The sequence below is a fragment of the Lactobacillus sp. OTU4228 genome (assembly GCF_001006945.1).
GTDB classification, from domain to species: domain Bacteria; phylum Bacillota; class Bacilli; order Lactobacillales; family Lactobacillaceae; genus Lactobacillus; species Lactobacillus amylovorus.
Genome location: NZ_CDLD01000014.1, coordinates 178887 through 195096, shown reverse-complemented (window position 1 = coordinate 195096; position 16210 = coordinate 178887). Strand labels below are relative to the sequence as shown.

17 protein-coding genes and 1 riboswitch are annotated in these 16210 nt (G+C 38.4%); of the genes, 3 read left to right on the top strand and 14 right to left on the bottom strand.

Annotated features, from left to right (window positions below; genetic code table 11):
* Window positions 1-4: 4 nt before the first annotated feature.
* On the top strand, window positions 5-91 hold the full coding sequence (locus BN1206_RS09440) for an IS3 family transposase (protein ID WP_225792932.1): 87 nt from the start codon (window positions 5-7) through the stop codon (window positions 89-91).
* Here the strand turns inward: BN1206_RS09440 and BN1206_RS04510 are convergent.
* Window positions 80-613, bottom strand: a complete 534-nt coding sequence (locus tag BN1206_RS04510) for a pyridoxamine 5'-phosphate oxidase family protein (protein WP_022087833.1) — start codon at window positions 611-613, stop codon at window positions 80-82. The genes BN1206_RS09440 and BN1206_RS04510 overlap by 12 nt on opposite strands.
* Window positions 614-791: 178 nt before the next feature.
* On the opposite strand from BN1206_RS04510, the gene pepV reads away from it, so the two are divergent.
* Window positions 792-2192, top strand: coding sequence for a dipeptidase PepV (gene pepV / locus BN1206_RS04505; RefSeq protein WP_014565796.1), 1401 nt, complete (start codon window positions 792-794; stop codon window positions 2190-2192).
* A gap of 41 nt (window positions 2193-2233) precedes the next feature.
* Here pepV and crcB read toward each other — a convergent pair whose 3' ends face one another.
* Both crcB and BN1206_RS04495 read right to left on the bottom strand, forming a co-directional pair.
* Window positions 2234-2611 (bottom strand): fluoride efflux transporter CrcB, encoded by a 378-nt coding sequence (gene crcB / locus BN1206_RS04500; protein WP_013437796.1) that lies wholly within the window; start codon window positions 2609-2611, stop codon window positions 2234-2236.
* Window position 2612: 1 nt separating this feature from the next.
* Window positions 2613-3002 (bottom strand): fluoride efflux transporter FluC, encoded by a 390-nt coding sequence (locus BN1206_RS04495; RefSeq protein ID WP_014565795.1) that lies wholly within the window; start codon window positions 3000-3002, stop codon window positions 2613-2615.
* Window positions 3003-3045: 43 nt separating this feature from the next.
* Window positions 3046-3104, bottom strand: a riboswitch (Fluoride riboswitch).
* A 102-nt stretch (window positions 3105-3206) separates the two neighbouring features.
* Here BN1206_RS04495 and BN1206_RS04490 point away from each other — a divergent pair.
* A complete protein-coding gene (locus tag BN1206_RS04490; RefSeq protein ID WP_013437794.1) occupies window positions 3207-4016 on the top strand; it encodes a site-specific integrase in 810 nt (269 codons plus the stop codon).
* A 42-nt stretch (window positions 4017-4058) separates the two neighbouring features.
* On the opposite strand, the gene BN1206_RS04485 is transcribed toward BN1206_RS04490, so the two are convergent.
* The 11 genes from BN1206_RS04485 to ylqF form a co-directional block, all read right to left on the bottom strand.
* Window positions 4059-4916: an alpha/beta hydrolase gene (locus tag BN1206_RS04485; protein WP_013437793.1), complete on the bottom strand. Its 858-nt coding sequence runs from the start codon at window positions 4914-4916 to the stop codon at window positions 4059-4061.
* Window positions 4913-6181, bottom strand: a complete 1269-nt coding sequence (locus BN1206_RS04480; protein ID WP_013641830.1) for a PTS transporter subunit EIIC — start codon at window positions 6179-6181, stop codon at window positions 4913-4915. Before BN1206_RS04480 ends, BN1206_RS04485 begins: the two co-directional genes overlap by 4 nt.
* Window positions 6182-6277: 96 nt before the next feature.
* Window positions 6278-7168, bottom strand: coding sequence for an aldose 1-epimerase family protein (locus BN1206_RS04475; RefSeq protein WP_022087829.1), 891 nt, complete (start codon window positions 7166-7168; stop codon window positions 6278-6280).
* A gap of 139 nt (window positions 7169-7307) precedes the next feature.
* Complete coding sequence (gene hslU, locus BN1206_RS04470) at window positions 7308-8705, bottom strand: ATP-dependent protease ATPase subunit HslU (RefSeq protein WP_013437790.1); 1398 nt, start codon at window positions 8703-8705, stop codon at window positions 7308-7310.
* Window positions 8706-8716: 11 nt separating this feature from the next.
* Window positions 8717-9241 (bottom strand): HslVU peptidase proteolytic subunit, encoded by a 525-nt coding sequence (gene hslV, locus BN1206_RS04465; RefSeq protein WP_013437789.1) that lies wholly within the window; start codon window positions 9239-9241, stop codon window positions 8717-8719.
* Window positions 9242-9250: 9 nt separating this feature from the next.
* Complete coding sequence (xerA, locus tag BN1206_RS04460; protein WP_052542954.1) at window positions 9251-10159, bottom strand: site-specific tyrosine recombinase/integron integrase; 909 nt, start codon at window positions 10157-10159, stop codon at window positions 9251-9253.
* Entirely contained in the window at window positions 10159-11475 is a 1317-nt protein-coding gene (gene trmFO / locus BN1206_RS04455) for a methylenetetrahydrofolate--tRNA-(uracil(54)-C(5))-methyltransferase (FADH(2)-oxidizing) TrmFO (RefSeq protein WP_014565793.1), read from the bottom strand. Before trmFO ends, xerA begins: the two co-directional genes overlap by 1 nt.
* 31 nt (window positions 11476-11506) lie before the next feature.
* Entirely contained in the window at window positions 11507-13624 is a 2118-nt protein-coding gene (topA, locus tag BN1206_RS04450) for a type I DNA topoisomerase (RefSeq protein ID WP_052542953.1), read from the bottom strand.
* Between the two features lie 69 nt (window positions 13625-13693).
* A complete protein-coding gene (dprA, locus tag BN1206_RS04445) occupies window positions 13694-14542 on the bottom strand; it encodes a DNA-processing protein DprA (RefSeq protein WP_013437786.1) in 849 nt (282 codons plus the stop codon).
* Window positions 14543-14594: 52 nt separating this feature from the next.
* Window positions 14595-15353 carry a ribonuclease HII gene (locus BN1206_RS04440; protein WP_046433268.1) on the bottom strand — a complete coding sequence of 253 codons (759 nt, stop codon included), beginning with the start codon at window positions 15351-15353 and terminating at the stop codon, window positions 14595-14597.
* Window positions 15350-16189 (bottom strand): ribosome biogenesis GTPase YlqF, encoded by an 840-nt coding sequence (gene ylqF / locus BN1206_RS04435; RefSeq protein ID WP_013437784.1) that lies wholly within the window; start codon window positions 16187-16189, stop codon window positions 15350-15352. The genes BN1206_RS04440 and ylqF overlap by 4 nt, the downstream gene beginning before the upstream one ends.
* Window positions 16190-16210: the final 21 nt, after the last annotated feature.

The following is a 16210-nucleotide window of genomic DNA, read 5'->3' as shown; positions in this document are numbered from 1 at the left end:
ATATATAGACTATTACAATACGGAAAGAACTAAGGATAAACTAAAAGAACTTACTCCGATAGAATATCGGAATAAGTCCTTAGTCGCATAATATCAATAAAGTGTCCGAAAAATGCGGGTCACTACAAACTGGTTCTTTTTCATTCATAAAATCAAATTGCTTTTGAAATGCACGACCCTCTCTCAAGTCATAAACAGAGCCTAAAACAGGCGTAAGTGCAAATGGACGCAAAGTATTAATATCTTTGGTTTTATTTGCATAAATACGATGCATTTCTGGTTTAATCTCAAGAATCTTATCTATGTATGATAGACTAATCTCATCGACATAGCCTTTAAGCGTAAAACCTACGCTGCTTAGCGTCTCTCTGCCGCGTAAAGCAGTTAAACAAACGCGGTTATTGCCTTTAATGTTACGGTAAAAGTTCTTTTGGTTAGTAGTTGCGAAGATTAACCGTCCATCTTCATTAAAGTCAATGTCAACAATATTGGTGTGAGGTTCACCATTTTGGTCAACCGTACCAAAAATTGCAGAGTGAAAACAAGAAACGATTAAATCTAAAAAGTCATTATTAGTTAAATTGGTGTCTAAATTGGGAACATGTTGTCTCATAATCTTTATCCATTCTATTTTAACTTTAACTATATTTTTATGTGTAAGTATACCTGAGATTAAAACATAATACTATTTTAATGCTTATGAAATATATCAATTTTTTCTTAATCGTTTGCCAAAAATCCATTTTTTCGATAAAATTTTAACTAACTTAAAATAAGAAAAGAGGATGAGTATGGACTTAGATTACAAGAAACTAGCTCAAGCAAAAAAGGATGATATTTTACGTGACTTGGATGAATTAATCGCAATTGATTCTTCCGAAGACTTAAACAACACTTCTAAAGAATATCCTGTTGGCCCAGGTCCCGTTAAGGCAATGAAGAAGTTCTTGTCTTTTGCTGAACGCGACGGCTTCCACATTAAGAACGTTGACAACTATGCTGGCCGTGTTGATTACGGTGAAGGTGACAAGCATCTTGGCATTATCGGTCACATGGACGTTGTTCCCGCCGGTGATGGCTGGGTAACCGATCCTTTCAAAATGATCATCAAGGACGATAAAATTATCGGTCGTGGTTCTGCCGATGACAAAGGCCCAGCATTAGCTGCTTACTACGGTATGCTTTTACTTAAAGAAGCTGGTTTTGAACCTAAGAAGAAAATCGACTTTATTGTCGGTACCAATGAAGAAACCAACTGGGTAGGTATTGATTACTACTTAAAGCATGAACATACTCCAGACCAAGTTTTCTCTCCTGATGCCGAATACCCAATCATCAATGGTGAACAAGGGATCTACACTTTAGTACTTAACTTTAAGGATGATCAAGAAAAAGGCGCTGTCATTCTTAAATCCTTCAAGGCAGGTATCGCAGAAAACGTTACCCCACAAAAGGCTTATGCTACTATTCAAGCAGATGATCTTGATGAAATTAAAGCCAAATTCGAGCAATTCTTGACTGACAACAAGCTTGAAGGTCAATTCGATATCAACGATAACATTGCTAAGATTGAACTCACTGGTCAAGGTGCGCACGCTTCAGCTCCTCAAGTTGGCCGCAATGCTGCAACTTTCTTAGGTCTCTTCTTAGATCAATTTGACTTTGCTGGTCGTGATAAAAACTATCTTCACTTCTTAGCCGACGTTGAACACGAAGACTTCCAAGGTAAAAAGCTTGGCGTCTTCCATCATGATGATCTAATGGGCGATTTATCCTCCGCTCCTTCAATTTTTGAATACACTGAAGATGGCGCGGCTATTCTTAAAGACAACATTCGTTACCCACAAGGCACTGATCCAGACAAGATGGTTAAGCAAGTTAGCGAAAAATTTGGCGACATTTTAACTCCAAGCTTTGCTTCATTTGAAGAACCTCACTACGTACCTGGTGATGATCCATTAGTTAAGACCTTGCTTGCAGTTTATGAACGTCAAACTGGTAAGAAAGGCCATGAAGTTGTCATCGGTGGTGGTACTTACGGACGACTCTTTAAGCATGGTGTCGCATATGGTGCCCAACCTGAAGATGCGCCAATGGTCATGCACCAAGCTAACGAATACATGAAAGTTGACGATTTGATCAACTCAATTGCTATTTATGCAGAAGCAATCTACGAATTAACTAAAGACTAATAATCAAAAAGGCATCCTTGCAAAACGCAAAGATGCTTTTTCTATGCAAAAATATGACCCAAGTAATATCCTAGAAATACTAGAACTACACCGCCTATGTATGATGCTAGTGCGTAGAAAACTAGTCCACGATAATTTTTGCTTTTATATAATTCAACTAATTCCGTATTCATGGTTGAAAAAGTAGTGTAACCACCTAAAACACCTGTCCCTACAACAGCATAAACAAAGACATTTGCTTTAATGCCAAATACAAAACCTAAAATAAAGGCACCTGTTAAATTAATAAACAAAGTTGGGATAGGCAAATTAGAAAACTTTTTGCCGATCCATTCCCAGTGCTTTTTACCATAATTAGTGATTGCATACCGAATCATGGCACCAATTGATGCTCCAATACCAGCTAATAATAAATTCAACTTAATCTTCCCTTCTCAATAACTGACCTACAGCTTTACCAACGCCCATGCCTAAATAAGCGAAAAAAAAGCCAAAGACGATCGATGCCAAAAAGTAAATTAATGCCGTACCAGGCAAATTAGCTTGAATATTTTTCAAGATATCCAAATTAAAAGTTGAAAAAGTCGTAAAGGCTCCAATAAAGCCGGTACCTAATCCAACCGTCAACCATTGGTACATTGTTTTAAATTCCATAAAGAAATACGTGAAAAATGCTAATAAAAAGCAGCCAATAATATTTCCCCAGAAAGTACCATAAAAGCTAAAAACAGCATTTAAACTTGCACGTGCCACTCCGCCAAAGAAAGCGAAAAATGCCACACTAATATAGTTACTAATTTTCGTAGACAAATACAATTCCTCCAAACAAAAAACGCCTACTCTACCCCTATGGGACAAAGTAGACGTCATTAGATTTCTCGGTTAATGGTGAACGTCATCACCTATTTAATTAATATATTGAATATACAACAATCACCAAAATCATTCAAGTGCAAATTTAGTAACAATATACTTAAAAATGATATAATTAATCCAAAAGAAAGGGTGAGCACAATGAATTTTCCTTATGAAAAAGAATTCCGCACGTATTGTAAGCAAAAGAAAAAACTAGCCGATTCAACCATTTCTCTAGCAGATAAATCCGTTACGACTTTTTGGAATTACTATGCGGCTAACGTTGATTCAGATGCAAATGTCAACGATGTTAGAGCTGGTGACATCCGCAATTTTTTGGCTTCTCTTGAAACTAAACTGCATTTCAAAAGCAACACAGTTAACAAATACCTGAGTCACATTAAGATGTACTTTGTTTTCTTAAGTGAATACGACTATATCATCACCTACCCACTCTTAAGTCTGCGTGGCAATAAATTTGATCGCAAGCAAAAATATATTATCAATTGGATGCCCTATTTGCCTGATTTAATCAAAATTAAGGATATTCATCCCGAAACCGTAAAAATGATGGCGGCCATTGCGGCTGGATTCAAACCAAAAGAAATCGTTGTTTTAAAAACCAATGATTTGCTTAAGCACGTAGATAATGATGAAGTTAAGCAATATATCAAAGATCATACTGATTATTCCAAAAGTGCTGATCCTTATATTTTTGCTCGTAAAAATGGTGAGCCCTACGCCTCAGACTTCAATATCAATCAGAGAATTGCACCTGACAGACAAATAATTGGGATGCAGCTAACAACGCATAAATTGCGTATGAGCTTCGTTTATTCGATTCTTTCTGATCACCAGTTGTCTGATAACCAGATATTGAAGACTTTACGCATCACCCTTAAATCACTTACCTATTATCGTAAGAATATGACTCTTTATGTTGAAACCGAAGATTTTAAATTAGACTAAAAAAGGCGACTGTTCTAGTTGAACAATCGTCTTTTGTTTTATCTAATTCCTTGGTGCTGGACCTCTGCCTCGATGATTATTATTCAAAACATATTCTTCAATCAACTGCAGCACTTGGTTGTTTTGTGGAAGTTCCGAGTGTTGGGCTAAGCGTCCTGTTACCGTAATCTGCGTATAGTGCTTCACAGCACCTTGATAGATGTATTTTCCGGCTTCTACACTAGAAACAGGAACAATCCCATCAGCCACGTAATTCTTCGTCCCAGCGACTGAATACATCGTCAAATAACTAGGCAGTTTCTTTCTGTTTTTAATAAAGTCTTTGAGCATTTGCGTAGGACGGTTTGACGTTTCCGCAAAGTTATATGGTGAACCAATTGTCATCAAAACCTTGATTCTGATCAAACGATTACTTGTCGTATTAAAGTAATTTTCCAAAAATGCAGTATAAATCAAACCACCATTGGAGTGCCCTACTGCCTTGAAGTTATTGAAATTATAGCGCCGCTTCAGTTCATTAAAAGCCATATTAAACCAGCGGGCTTGCTTCTTAATATTGCTATAGCCATCATGATTATTCTGGAAGCCGACAACAATAAATGGTTCATTGTCGTTACGTCTAATTCTTCCAGTAAAAATCATCTGGCCATTTTCTTTAACATAGACTTTAAGCAAACTATGGTTTTTACGATCTCTTTGATTGATTTTTTGCACCAAAGTATCAAAACGATTTACTGAAGCAGAACTCCCTGGAATCATAATTACTGGTGACATGCGTGAATCACGCCGCATCTGTAATTTGTTAGCATTTTGATTAGCATAAACTGCGGCCGGAATCGCACAAACAATAGTTGCCACTAAAATCAATATTGGGTAAAGCCATCTTTTATATTTTTTCATTTTAAACTTGCCTCGTATTTATTAGCTACTTGATTATCTAACTTAACAAAAGGTACATAGATTAAGACATCTACTATTAAAATGAAAATCGTATAAATTAAAGCTACGACATTACCTCCTGTTCCCATCAATGGTGCTAAAATTCCTGGCGTACCGTCTGGAACTGGATAAACCAATGGTGGGAACAATTTAATCCAAATGGCGATACTGCCCAAAAGCATATTAACAATTGGACTTAAAACAAATGGAATGACATAAATAGGATTCAAGATTGTTGGAATACCGACTACCAGTGAGAAATTAACATTAAAGAATACTGGTACGGAACTTCTCATTGCAATTGCTCTTTTTTGTTTTTTATTACTAAACAAAATCAAAGCAATGACTAAGGCCAAGGTAGCTCCTACACCACCAATTCCTCCAAAGCCGTTGAAAAGTGATTGCAAAGTATATGGATAAGGAATGTTCCAAGGTGTCTTATGCGATAGGGCATATGACAAATTGGCAATTGATTCATTACCAAAAATATTGCTGCTAAAGTTTAAAGTACCAGCATATCCTAACCAAATCGTAAAAGTAGTGATCAATGAAATTAAAATCGACAAACCATAACTACTATGTTGGTTAGCTACTATCGACACGCTTTGAGCAACTATTCTGTCCATCTGGTATTGCCTGTATGTAGCAAAGCCCAAGTGAATAACTAGCGCACAAGCTAAAACAATCAGCAGTGGTTTGATATTAACGATAATCGTTTTAACGAGGTCTCTATCCTTACCCTCTGGTATATCGTGGCCAAATTTGGCAAATACCCAACCTACAAAATAACCAACAATGATCCCGAAAATAAACCATGTGGCATTATAATAATTCATTTCATACTGCTGCGTATTACGGATCGTATGAATAAACATCAAAATATACGATGCAACGCTCGCTACGCCTACGATATTCGAATTTTTACCATAATGGCGCATAGTTAACTCGGCACTAATAAAAGCCGCATAGAGCGCTAAAACGCCGGTTGTCGCTAAACTTACATCGCTAACGATCGCACTAGCAAAATTATGTGCTGGAAACCACTTAATAATGTTGGTTAAACGCCCAAAGAAACTATTAGTCGTTAAAAAACTATTAGCTAAGGCCCAGCAATATGTTCCAATTAAGGCAAACGGAAAGATCGAGACCATCGTTTGCTGTAATATTTTAATAAAAGTTAACTGCTTGTATTTGACTAGTAGATCAACTATCTTATTCTCATTCATATTTCCACCCTTTTCTTTTCCTTACAAATATACATTTTTAGGTGAAATTGAACACGAAAAAAGACGTTTAAAAATTTAAACGCCTCATAGTTCATATTATTCAGAATCTGAGTGGTAAGTAATACTGAACCCTGCTTGGAATTCCTTGCCTGGTTCCAAGTGATTCATGCCATATTTATCTTCCAATTTGCCGTCCGCATCATTACGGTCTGCGATACCCCACCATGGTTCGATGCAGACATAATTTGCAGTCTTTGGATATTGTGACCAAATACCAACGAATGGAGCGTTTCTAGTCCAAACATTAATGTGGAACTTGCTCTTGTCAGTTCTAAGTGAAACTTTATTATCATGTCCGTGCAATTCATAAATTAAGGCATCGTTCTTAAATAGGTCGTCGCTCAATCCAATCATACTATCGGTTGAAGCCAATGAACGGTTTTCCCAATCAAGGCTAGCATCCTTAAGAGGAATTCTAACACGTGCTACTGATGGGTGCATGTCGAAGTAGTAGTCTTCCTTCTTTTCACCGTTCTTAGTTGGTAAATTGAAGCCTGGGTGGCCACCAACACCGAAAATCATTGTTTCATCGGATTTGTTAACAACACTGAAGTTTTCTTCAAGCAAGTTATTCATCAAGTTGTAGTTAACTCTGAATTCAAACTTGAATGGGTAAATCTTGCGTGTTTCTTCGTTGTCCTTTAATAAGAAAGTAATGCTTTCTTGAGTATGATTTTCAACTTCAAAGTCACAGTTTCTAGCAAAACCGTGTTGACCCATGTGATAAGTCTTGCCTTTATATGTGTATTCATCGTTCTTTAAACGACCAACAATTGGGAAAAGAATAGGTGCATGTCTGCCCCAAATTTCAGGATCAGCTTGCCACATATATTCTTCACCAGTATGAGCACCTTTTACGCTCTGAATTTCTGCACCGTGGTCTGAGATAACCACTTTGATCATATTATTTTCAATTGTATAATTCATACTATTTATCCCTACCTATCAAATCAAATAACAAAAATCGGAATGTAATCGCTTTTACTCTATTCTAACATAATGACCCGATAAGTTAGAGCAAATTTTAGCCAAGAAAAAAAGCAGTCAACAGACTGCTTTTTAATTTCTACAAGATAAACTTAGTTAAGTCCTTATTAGTAATGATATCGCCTAACTTGTCTTCAACGTAGGCTTCAGTGATGGTAATTTCACCCATTTCCATGTCAGGACCTTCGTAAAGAACATCTTCAAGCAACTTTTCAAGAATAGTTGAAAGACGTCTTGCACCGATGTTATCAGTACCTTGGTTTACACTGAAGGCAATTTCAGCAATCTTGTCAACTGCTTCTTGAGTGAAGACTAACTTAATGCCATCGGCCTTCATTAAAGCAACATATTGCTTAAGCAATGAGTTTTGTGGATCCTTCAAGATCTTTACGAAATCATCCTTAGTCAAAGCGTTCAATTCAACACGGATTGGAAAACGACCTTGCAATTCAGGAATCAAATCACTTGGCTTGCTTTCAGCAAAGGCACCAGCGGCAATAAAGAGAATATGATCAGTTGAAACAGGACCATACTTAGTGTTTACAGTTGAACCTTCAACGATTGGCAAGATATCTCTTTGAACACCTTCACGGGAAACTTCACCAGAATTACGCTTGTTACCAGCAATAATCTTATCAATTTCGTCAATAAAGATAATACCGTTGTTTTGACTTCTTTCGATCGCACTTTGGTAAATAGTATCGTAATCGACCATCTTGCGTGATTCTTCTTGAATTAAGACTTCACGTGCTTCTCTTACTGGCAAGGTACGCTTAACTTTCTTCTTTGGCATAATGTCATTAAGCATTGAACCCATGTCCATGCCCATTTGACCCATCATGTCGCTCATTGGGTTTGCCTTAGGAGCTTGTTCAACTTCAATAGTAACTTCACGATCTTCAAGAAGTCCCTTGTTCAACTTTTCAGCAACATCCATTCTTTGGTTGCGTACTTCATCAGTAACTTCTTCTTCGTCATTATTATTTTGGTTGTTGCCACCCATCAGCATTGACATCATGTCTTGCATTTGTTGCATTTGGCTTTCACGATTTTCGCGTTTAACACCAGGTGCAAGAAGACGTACCAATTGCTTATTTGCCTCTTTAGTAGCTTGTGGCTTTACGCGTTCAAATTGGTCCTTTTCTTCCATGCGAACAGCTTCACTGACCAAATCGCGGACCATTGATTCAACGTCACGACCAACGTAACCAACTTCAGTAAATTTAGTTGCTTCAACCTTAACAAAAGGTGCATCAACAATATCTGCTAAACGACGAGCAATTTCAGTTTTACCTACACCAGTAGGACCTGCCATGAGCAAGTTCTTTGGTGTGATTTCCTTTTGCATCTCTTTGTTAAGTTGCATTCTACGGTAACGGTTGTAAAGTGCAATCGCTACTGACTTCTTTGCTTCATCTTGACCAATAATATATTCATTTAAAATTCTAACTATTTCTTTTGGAGTCTTAATAGCCATTATTTTTTCTCCTAAATTTCGTCAGTAATAATTTGATCATCAGTAAATACATCAATACCTGATGCAATTTTAACTGCTTCATGAGCAATTTCATCAGCCTTCATGTCTTTAGCATGACGAGTCATCGCAATAGCAGCAGCTTGAGCAAAGTTACCACCTGAACCAATTGCTACTACATTTTCATCTGGTTCAAGCACCTCACCATTACCTGAGATAAGTAGAAGGTCTTTATCGTTAAACGCAATTAGCATTGCATTCAATTTTTGCAAAGCGGGGTCTTTACGCCAATCTTGTGCCATTTCAACAGCAGCACGACGTAAATCACCGCTGTAGCTTTCAAGCTTGCCTTCAAGCATTTCTTGCAAGCTTACAGCATCAGCAACACCACCAGCAAAACCGATAACTACGCGGTCATGGTAAATTCTGCGAATCTTTCTTGCAGTTGCCTTAGCAATTACCTTTTCACCTAAGGTAACTTGACCATCACCTGCAATAGCAGTCTTGCCGTTAAATCTTACTGAACAAATTGTTGTCATTATTAAACCTCAACTTTCTTTATTACGAGGAAAATATTTTTCATAATCTGATTTTAGATGAGCTGTAGTCACATGCGTATAAATCTGAGTTGCAGATAAACTGCTGTGTCCTAATAATTCTTGGACGCTACGCATATCAGCGCCATTATTTAGCATTGCCGTTGCAAACGTGTGTCGCAACTCATGTGGATGTACTTTACCACTAATCCCTGCTTGATTAAAAGTTTTTTGCATTACATATTGAATTCCACGATCACTAATTGCTTTTCCTTGATTACTCAAGAAAACATGCTGTTCATCTTTATCCTTTAGTAAACGCGGACGAGCATTATTCAAATAATTAAGCAGGGAGTTTTTAGTTCGATCATCAAAAGCAACATAACGATCCTTGTTGCCTTTCCCGTGAACTAAAATTGTCTTCAAGTCTAAATCAATCTGCGGCAAAGTCAAGCCACTAACTTCGCTGACCCGCATCCCCGTTGCATAAAACAGTTCAAACAAGGCCAGATTGCGCACAGTTAGCGGCTTGTCTCCTTGCAAAGAATCAAATACTTGCTTGATCTCTGATTGGTAGAAAAATTGCGGCAGCTTTTTTTCGCCACGTCTGATGACAACTGTCTGAGTTGGATCTATTTTCACGATCCGTCTCCTAGTCAAAAAACGGTAAAACGAATGCAGACTCGACATTTGTCTTGCTTGACTGCTGCGGGCAAGCTTGCGGTCGCCCAAGTGCTGAATATAGATCTGAATATCGCGTTCAGTTACCTTTTTCCAGCCAGCAAAGCCACCGTTTTCCTGCCAAAACTTTTTTGCCTCATGCAGATCCGTAGCATAAGACGATATTGTCTTTTTACTATAGTACCGCTCAAATTGCAAGTAAGAGATAAATTGATCTAGTTCATCCATGTCATTTTTCATTAGTCTAGGACTTCTGCCTTAAATTTATCTAAACTAGCCAAGCCACGTTCACTAATCTTTTCATGACGTTCACGCTTTTTGCGAATCTTCTTGCCTTCAAGAGCTGGCAAAAGAGCAAAGCTGGCATTCATTGGTTGGAAATTCTTAGCACTTGTAGTGGTAATATAATTAGCCATTGAGCCTAATGCAGTATCCTTTGGAAAAGCAACAGTCTCTTCGCCTAATGCTTCCCTTGCTGCATTAATACCGGCAACTAAACCACTACCGGCACTTTCTACATAACCTTCGACACCAGTCATTTGACCAGCAAAGAACAAGCCTGGTCTATTTTGAGCTTCATAGCTAGCTGTTAAAACATCTGGAGAAGCCATGTAGGTGTTTCTGTGCATCTTGCCATAGCGAACGAAACGAGCATTTTCAAGACCTGGAATCATTGAGAAGACACGCTTTTGTTCGCCAAACTTCAAGTGAGTTTGAAAACCAACAATGTTGTACATTGAAGCAGCGGCATTATCTTGACGCAATTGAACTACAGCATATGGAGTTTCACCAGTATGAGGATCTTCCAAGCCTACTGGCTTTAATGGACCAAACAACATTGTTTTGGCACCACGAGCAGCCATCACTTCAATTGGCATGCATCCCTCAAACACGTCATTTTTCTCAAAACCGTGAAGTTGAGCAGTTTCCGCATTAATCAATTCATGAGCGAACTTTTCATATTGTTCCTTAGTCATTGGACAGTTCAAGTAAGCAGCTTCACCACGGTCATAACGAGACTTCTTGTAAACAATGTCCATATCGATTGAGTCCGCAGCCACAATTGGAGCTGCAGCATCAAAGAAATGAAGACTATCTGTACCAGAAAATTCTTGAATTTTTTCGGCTAAAGCATCGCTAGTCAATGGACCAGTAGCGATAACTGTAATGCCATCTTCTGGAATTTCGGTAATTTCTTCTTCATGAACAGTCACATTATCAAGATCACGAAGCGTGTCAGTAACATACTTGCTAAAACTGTCACGGTCAACAGCCAATGCGCCACCTGCTGGAACTTGAGTCTTATCAGCAGCCTTCATGATCAATGAATCCAACTGACGCATTTCTTCTTTTAAAAGACCAACTGCATTTGACAATTGGTTGGAACGCATTGAGTTTGTACATACAAGCTCAGCGAATTCGCCAGTTTCATGTGCAGGCGTTTCCTTCTTGGGACGCATTTCATAGAGGTCAACATGGATTCCGCGCTTAGCTAATTGCCAAGTAGCTTCACTTCCGGCTAATCCCGCTCCAATTACGGTAACATTTTTTGGCATCAAATCACCTTTATTTCTTTATTTTTAAATTTTACTTATCAATTTCATCTTCTTGTGGATCTTCACGGTAGTCGCCGTTTGGACAAAGGATTACTGGGCCCTTCTTTGAGCGCTTTTCAACCAAGAAATGACCGTCATTTGGACAGTTTCTGCCAATTGGCTTATCCCAAGAAACAAAATCACAGTCCGGGTAACGAGAACAACCATAGAATTTACGGTTTCTTCTTGACTTCTTTTCAACCACTTGACCCTTGCCACACTTTGGACAAACAACGCCAATTTCCTTAACGATTGGCTTAGTGTTGCGACAATCTGGGAAGCGTGAACAAGCATAGAACTTGCCATAACGACCCATCTTGATCACCATTGGGGCACCGCAAATATCACAGTTAAAGCCAGCTGGTTCATCCTTAATTTGAACCTTTTCGATTTCACTATCGGCTTTATCCAATTCCCTCTTGAAAGGTTGGTAATATTCATCGACAACGTTAACCCATTGCTTTTTACCATCTTCAACTTCATCAAGTTCGTCTTCAAGATGAGCAGTATAGTCAACGTTAGCAATATCTGGAAAGAATTGTTCAATCAAAGTATCAACAATTTCACCTAATTCTGTTGGAACGATTGAACGACCTTCAAGCTTGACATAGTAACGGCGTTGAATGGTATCAATGGTTGGAGCATAAGTTGATGGACGACCTACACCGTTTTCTTCCAAAGCATGAACCAAACTTGCTTCGGTATAACGTGCTGGTGGTTGAGTAAAGTGTTGCTTGTTGTCGGACTTAGTCATTTGGACCTTGTCGCCTTCTTCTAAGTCAGGCAAGTCAACGTTCTTTTCTTGTTGGTTATCGTAAACTTGGGTAAAACCAGCAAATTTCATCTTAGAACCAGTAGTTCTAAACATGACGCCATTTTGCACGATATCTGCCCTTACAGTGTCGTAAACAGCTGGCTTCATTTCGCTAGCAACGAATCTTGACCAAATCAACTTATACAGGCGATATTGCTCAGTTGTAAGCACGCTCTTAAGTGATTCTGGTGTTCTGTAAACGCTAGTTGGACGAATAGCTTCGTGGGCATCTTGAGCATCTTCTTGATTCTTGAAGTGTCTTTGACTCTTAGCCGCATATTCTGCACCATATTTTTCATGCAAAAACTTAGATGCTTCTTGTTGAGCAACAGGTGAAATACGTTTAGAGTCAGTTCTCATATAGGTAATCAAACCAACGGTTCCTTGCTTACCCAAACTAATTCCTTCATACAGTTGCTGTGCGATGCTCATTGTTCTACGAGTTCTGTAGCCCAAGCGCTTGTTAGCCTCTTGTTGCATAGTAGAAGTAGTAAATGGAGCTGCTGGTTGACGACGACGTTGTCTAGAAACCACTTTAGCAACTTCGAAATCTTTCTTTTTATCGATCTTTGCTAAAACTTCCTTAACAGCATCAATATTAGGCAATTCCTTCTTCTTGCTGTCAACGCCATAAAAGGCTGACTTAAAGCTGTCTTTACCCTTCTTGAAATCGGCATCGATTGACCAATATTCTTTTGGTTTGAATTCTTTGATTTCCTTTTCACGGTCAATAACAAGCTTCAAAGCAACAGACTGTACACGACCTGCACTCAAGCCTTTTTTAACTTTAGCCCAAAGAATTGGAGAAAGGGAATAACCCACGATTCTGTCCAAAACTCGACGAGCTTGTTGGGCATCAACCGTATCCATATCAATGGTACGAGGATGTTTAAAACTTTCTTTAACAGCGTCTTTGGTAACTTCGTTAAAAGTTACTCTGTTTTTGGCATTTTCATCCAAATTAAGTGCATGAGCTACGTGCCAAGCAATGGCTTCCCCTTCACGATCGGGGTCGGAAGCCAAATATACTTCTTTAGCCTTCTTAGCTTCACTCTTTAATTCTTTAATAGTGTCACCTTTACCACGAATAGAAATATATTTTGGCTTGTAATTATCGTCAAAATCGATCCCCATTTGAGATTTAGGCAAGTCACGAATATGGCCCTTTGAAGCGATTACATGATAGTTTCTACCTAAATATTTTTCAATTGTCTTGGCCTTTGCAGGTGACTCCACAATTACCAAGGTTTTCTTACGTTTTTTAGTTTTTGGTTTACTCTTTGCTTTAGTAGGCATTAAATGCCTCCTTATTAAAATATTATTTTATAATTACAGTCCACAGATTAATTAATACTTTATGAATTGTCAAATCTTTCCGTTTTTAAATTTGAAATTTACGATTGGAGTTGCTCCTGCTCCAATCAATTGATTTGGACCAGCAGAGAGCTCACTGGTTATCGCACCCGGCACCGCATAAATATCGCGGTTTTCTTGCAAAGCAATGCTTGCTGTAATTAATGAACCCGATTTTTCTTTAGCCTCTGTCACAATTACGCTTTTGCTTAAGCCAGCTAAAATTCTATTGCGCTCAGGAAAACGATATGGACGCGGCGGCGTATCAGGCAAATATTCACTAATTACTAGACCCTTTTGCTTAATTTGATTTTGCAGCCAGGTATTTTGTCTAGGATAGGAATAATTTAAACCGTTGCCAATCACCGCAATTGTTCGACCCTGATTATTCAAAGTCGTGTGATGTGCTAAAGCATCGACGCCTTTGGCCAAGCCACTAGCAATGACCATGTTCTGTTCAATTAAATTGGGTACCAGTTTTTCCATTACTTGTCTGCTGTAATTAGTTGGATAACGTGAACCTACAATTGTAACGATCTCTTTTGAAAGGAGTGAAGTATCGCCTTGAGCAAACAAAACAAGGGGCGGACGATAGATCTGGCGCAATTTTTCGGGATATTCTTCATCAAAAAAGCCAATCACATCGCACTGACAATAAATCTGCTTTACCAAGCGATCAAGATCTTTATCTCGAAAAGCCTTTAAGCACGCCTCCATTAATTGCTCGGGTAATTCCATTTCCTTGAGATCTTCTACTTCAATCGTTTTCTCACTATTCATCTGCTTAGCGACTGTCAGCAGTTTTACGTAACCAATTCCTTTTTGCAGTTTCAGTTTCAATAAAAATTCTGTCTTGTTCATAAAAGCCTCCACTGTTTATTACGCAAAAAATCGGTGTTTTCTTTTTAAAGATTTAATTTTTCTCAAAAAAGTCACTGACTGGCGCAAAAGTTTTACGATGAATGGCAGTAGGACCATATTTCTTCAAGGCTGCAATGTGTTCCTTGGTACCATAGCCGGCATTATTTTGAAAACCATATTGAGGATAAATTTTATCATAATCATCCATCAACTTGTCTCGAAACACCTTGGCCACAATAGAGGCAGCCGCAATCGAATTAGACTTAGCATCCCCTTTAATCAATTTCACTTGAGGCAAATCAACCGGCACATTCATAGCATCAACCACCAAAGCATCAGGTTTTATATCAAGTGCCCGAACAGCTTGAGCCATTGCCTGTCTATCTGCTTCATAAATATTGATCTGATCAATAACCTGCGAACTTTTAACGCCGATTCCTACGCTTACTGCTTCTTCAAGAATCTTGGGATAAAGTGCTAATCGTCTTTCTGGCGTTAATTTCTTTGAATCATTAACATCAATTAGATCAAAATCATGATCGATAATCACGGCGGCAGTAACGACAGGACCTGCTAAAGGACCACGTCCAACTTCGTCAACGCCAGCCACCAATTGATTCTTAGCCCAGAATTCTTTCTCATAGGCAAAACGCTGCTCAAAGGCTTGCTTTTTCTCCAACAGTTTGACTTGTCTTTTACGATAGCTAACTAATAATTTTTGTACGCCACTACGCGGATCACTTTCTAATTCTGCGATTTGTTCTTCAGTAACGTCCGTTTTTAACAGCTCTTTTATCTCTTTAATGGTCATGGTCTATCAAGCGTAATCCTTCCAATAGCACACTTACGTAAACGTTGCAGCATAAATAATGAGAAGCGGTCGTAATCGTCACGCATTCCATATTTCTCTGTCATCGCCAGCAAAAGATCTGGATCTGCCATATTAGCAATATCGGCTTCATTTAACTTAGAAAACTTAACTAGGTCCTTAGCATAATATTCGCGTAAGTTTTTCAAAACATATAAAGCTACATCATCGGCATGGAAGACACTATCTTTAATCGCACCAAAAGCGGCTAATTTGTAGCCAACTTCTTGATCTGAAAACTTAGGCCACAAAATTCCTGGTGTATCTAACACTTGAATATTTGCACTAGTCTTTAGCCATTTTTGCCCTTTAGTAACACCTGGCTTATTGCCGACTTCTGCTACGTTGCGACCTACAAGACGGTTAATTACAGTGGACTTGCCGCAGTTAGGAATTCCGGTTAAAGCGATCCTGATGGTTGGGTTGGAAGCTCCACGTGCTTCTAGTTTCTTGGTCTTTTCTGAAGCTGCTTTTTTAACTAAAGAAATTAGCTTTTGCATATTTGTATTATGCAAAGAATCAAGAGCTAACACATATTTATCAGGACCATTTAATTTTTTAGCCCATTCCTTGGTTAAAGCAGGATCTGCTAAATCAGCCTTATTCAAAATAATAATATGTGGCTTATTGCCCACCAATTCTTCAATCATTGGATTTCTCGAAGCCTCTGGAATTCTTGCATCTAGTACTTCGACTAAAACATCGATGAGGCCCATTTTATCTTCTAATTGGTTGCGGGCCTTGTTCATGTGTCCTGGATACCATTGAATTGTTGCCATAATATCTCTTCTTTCTAAATA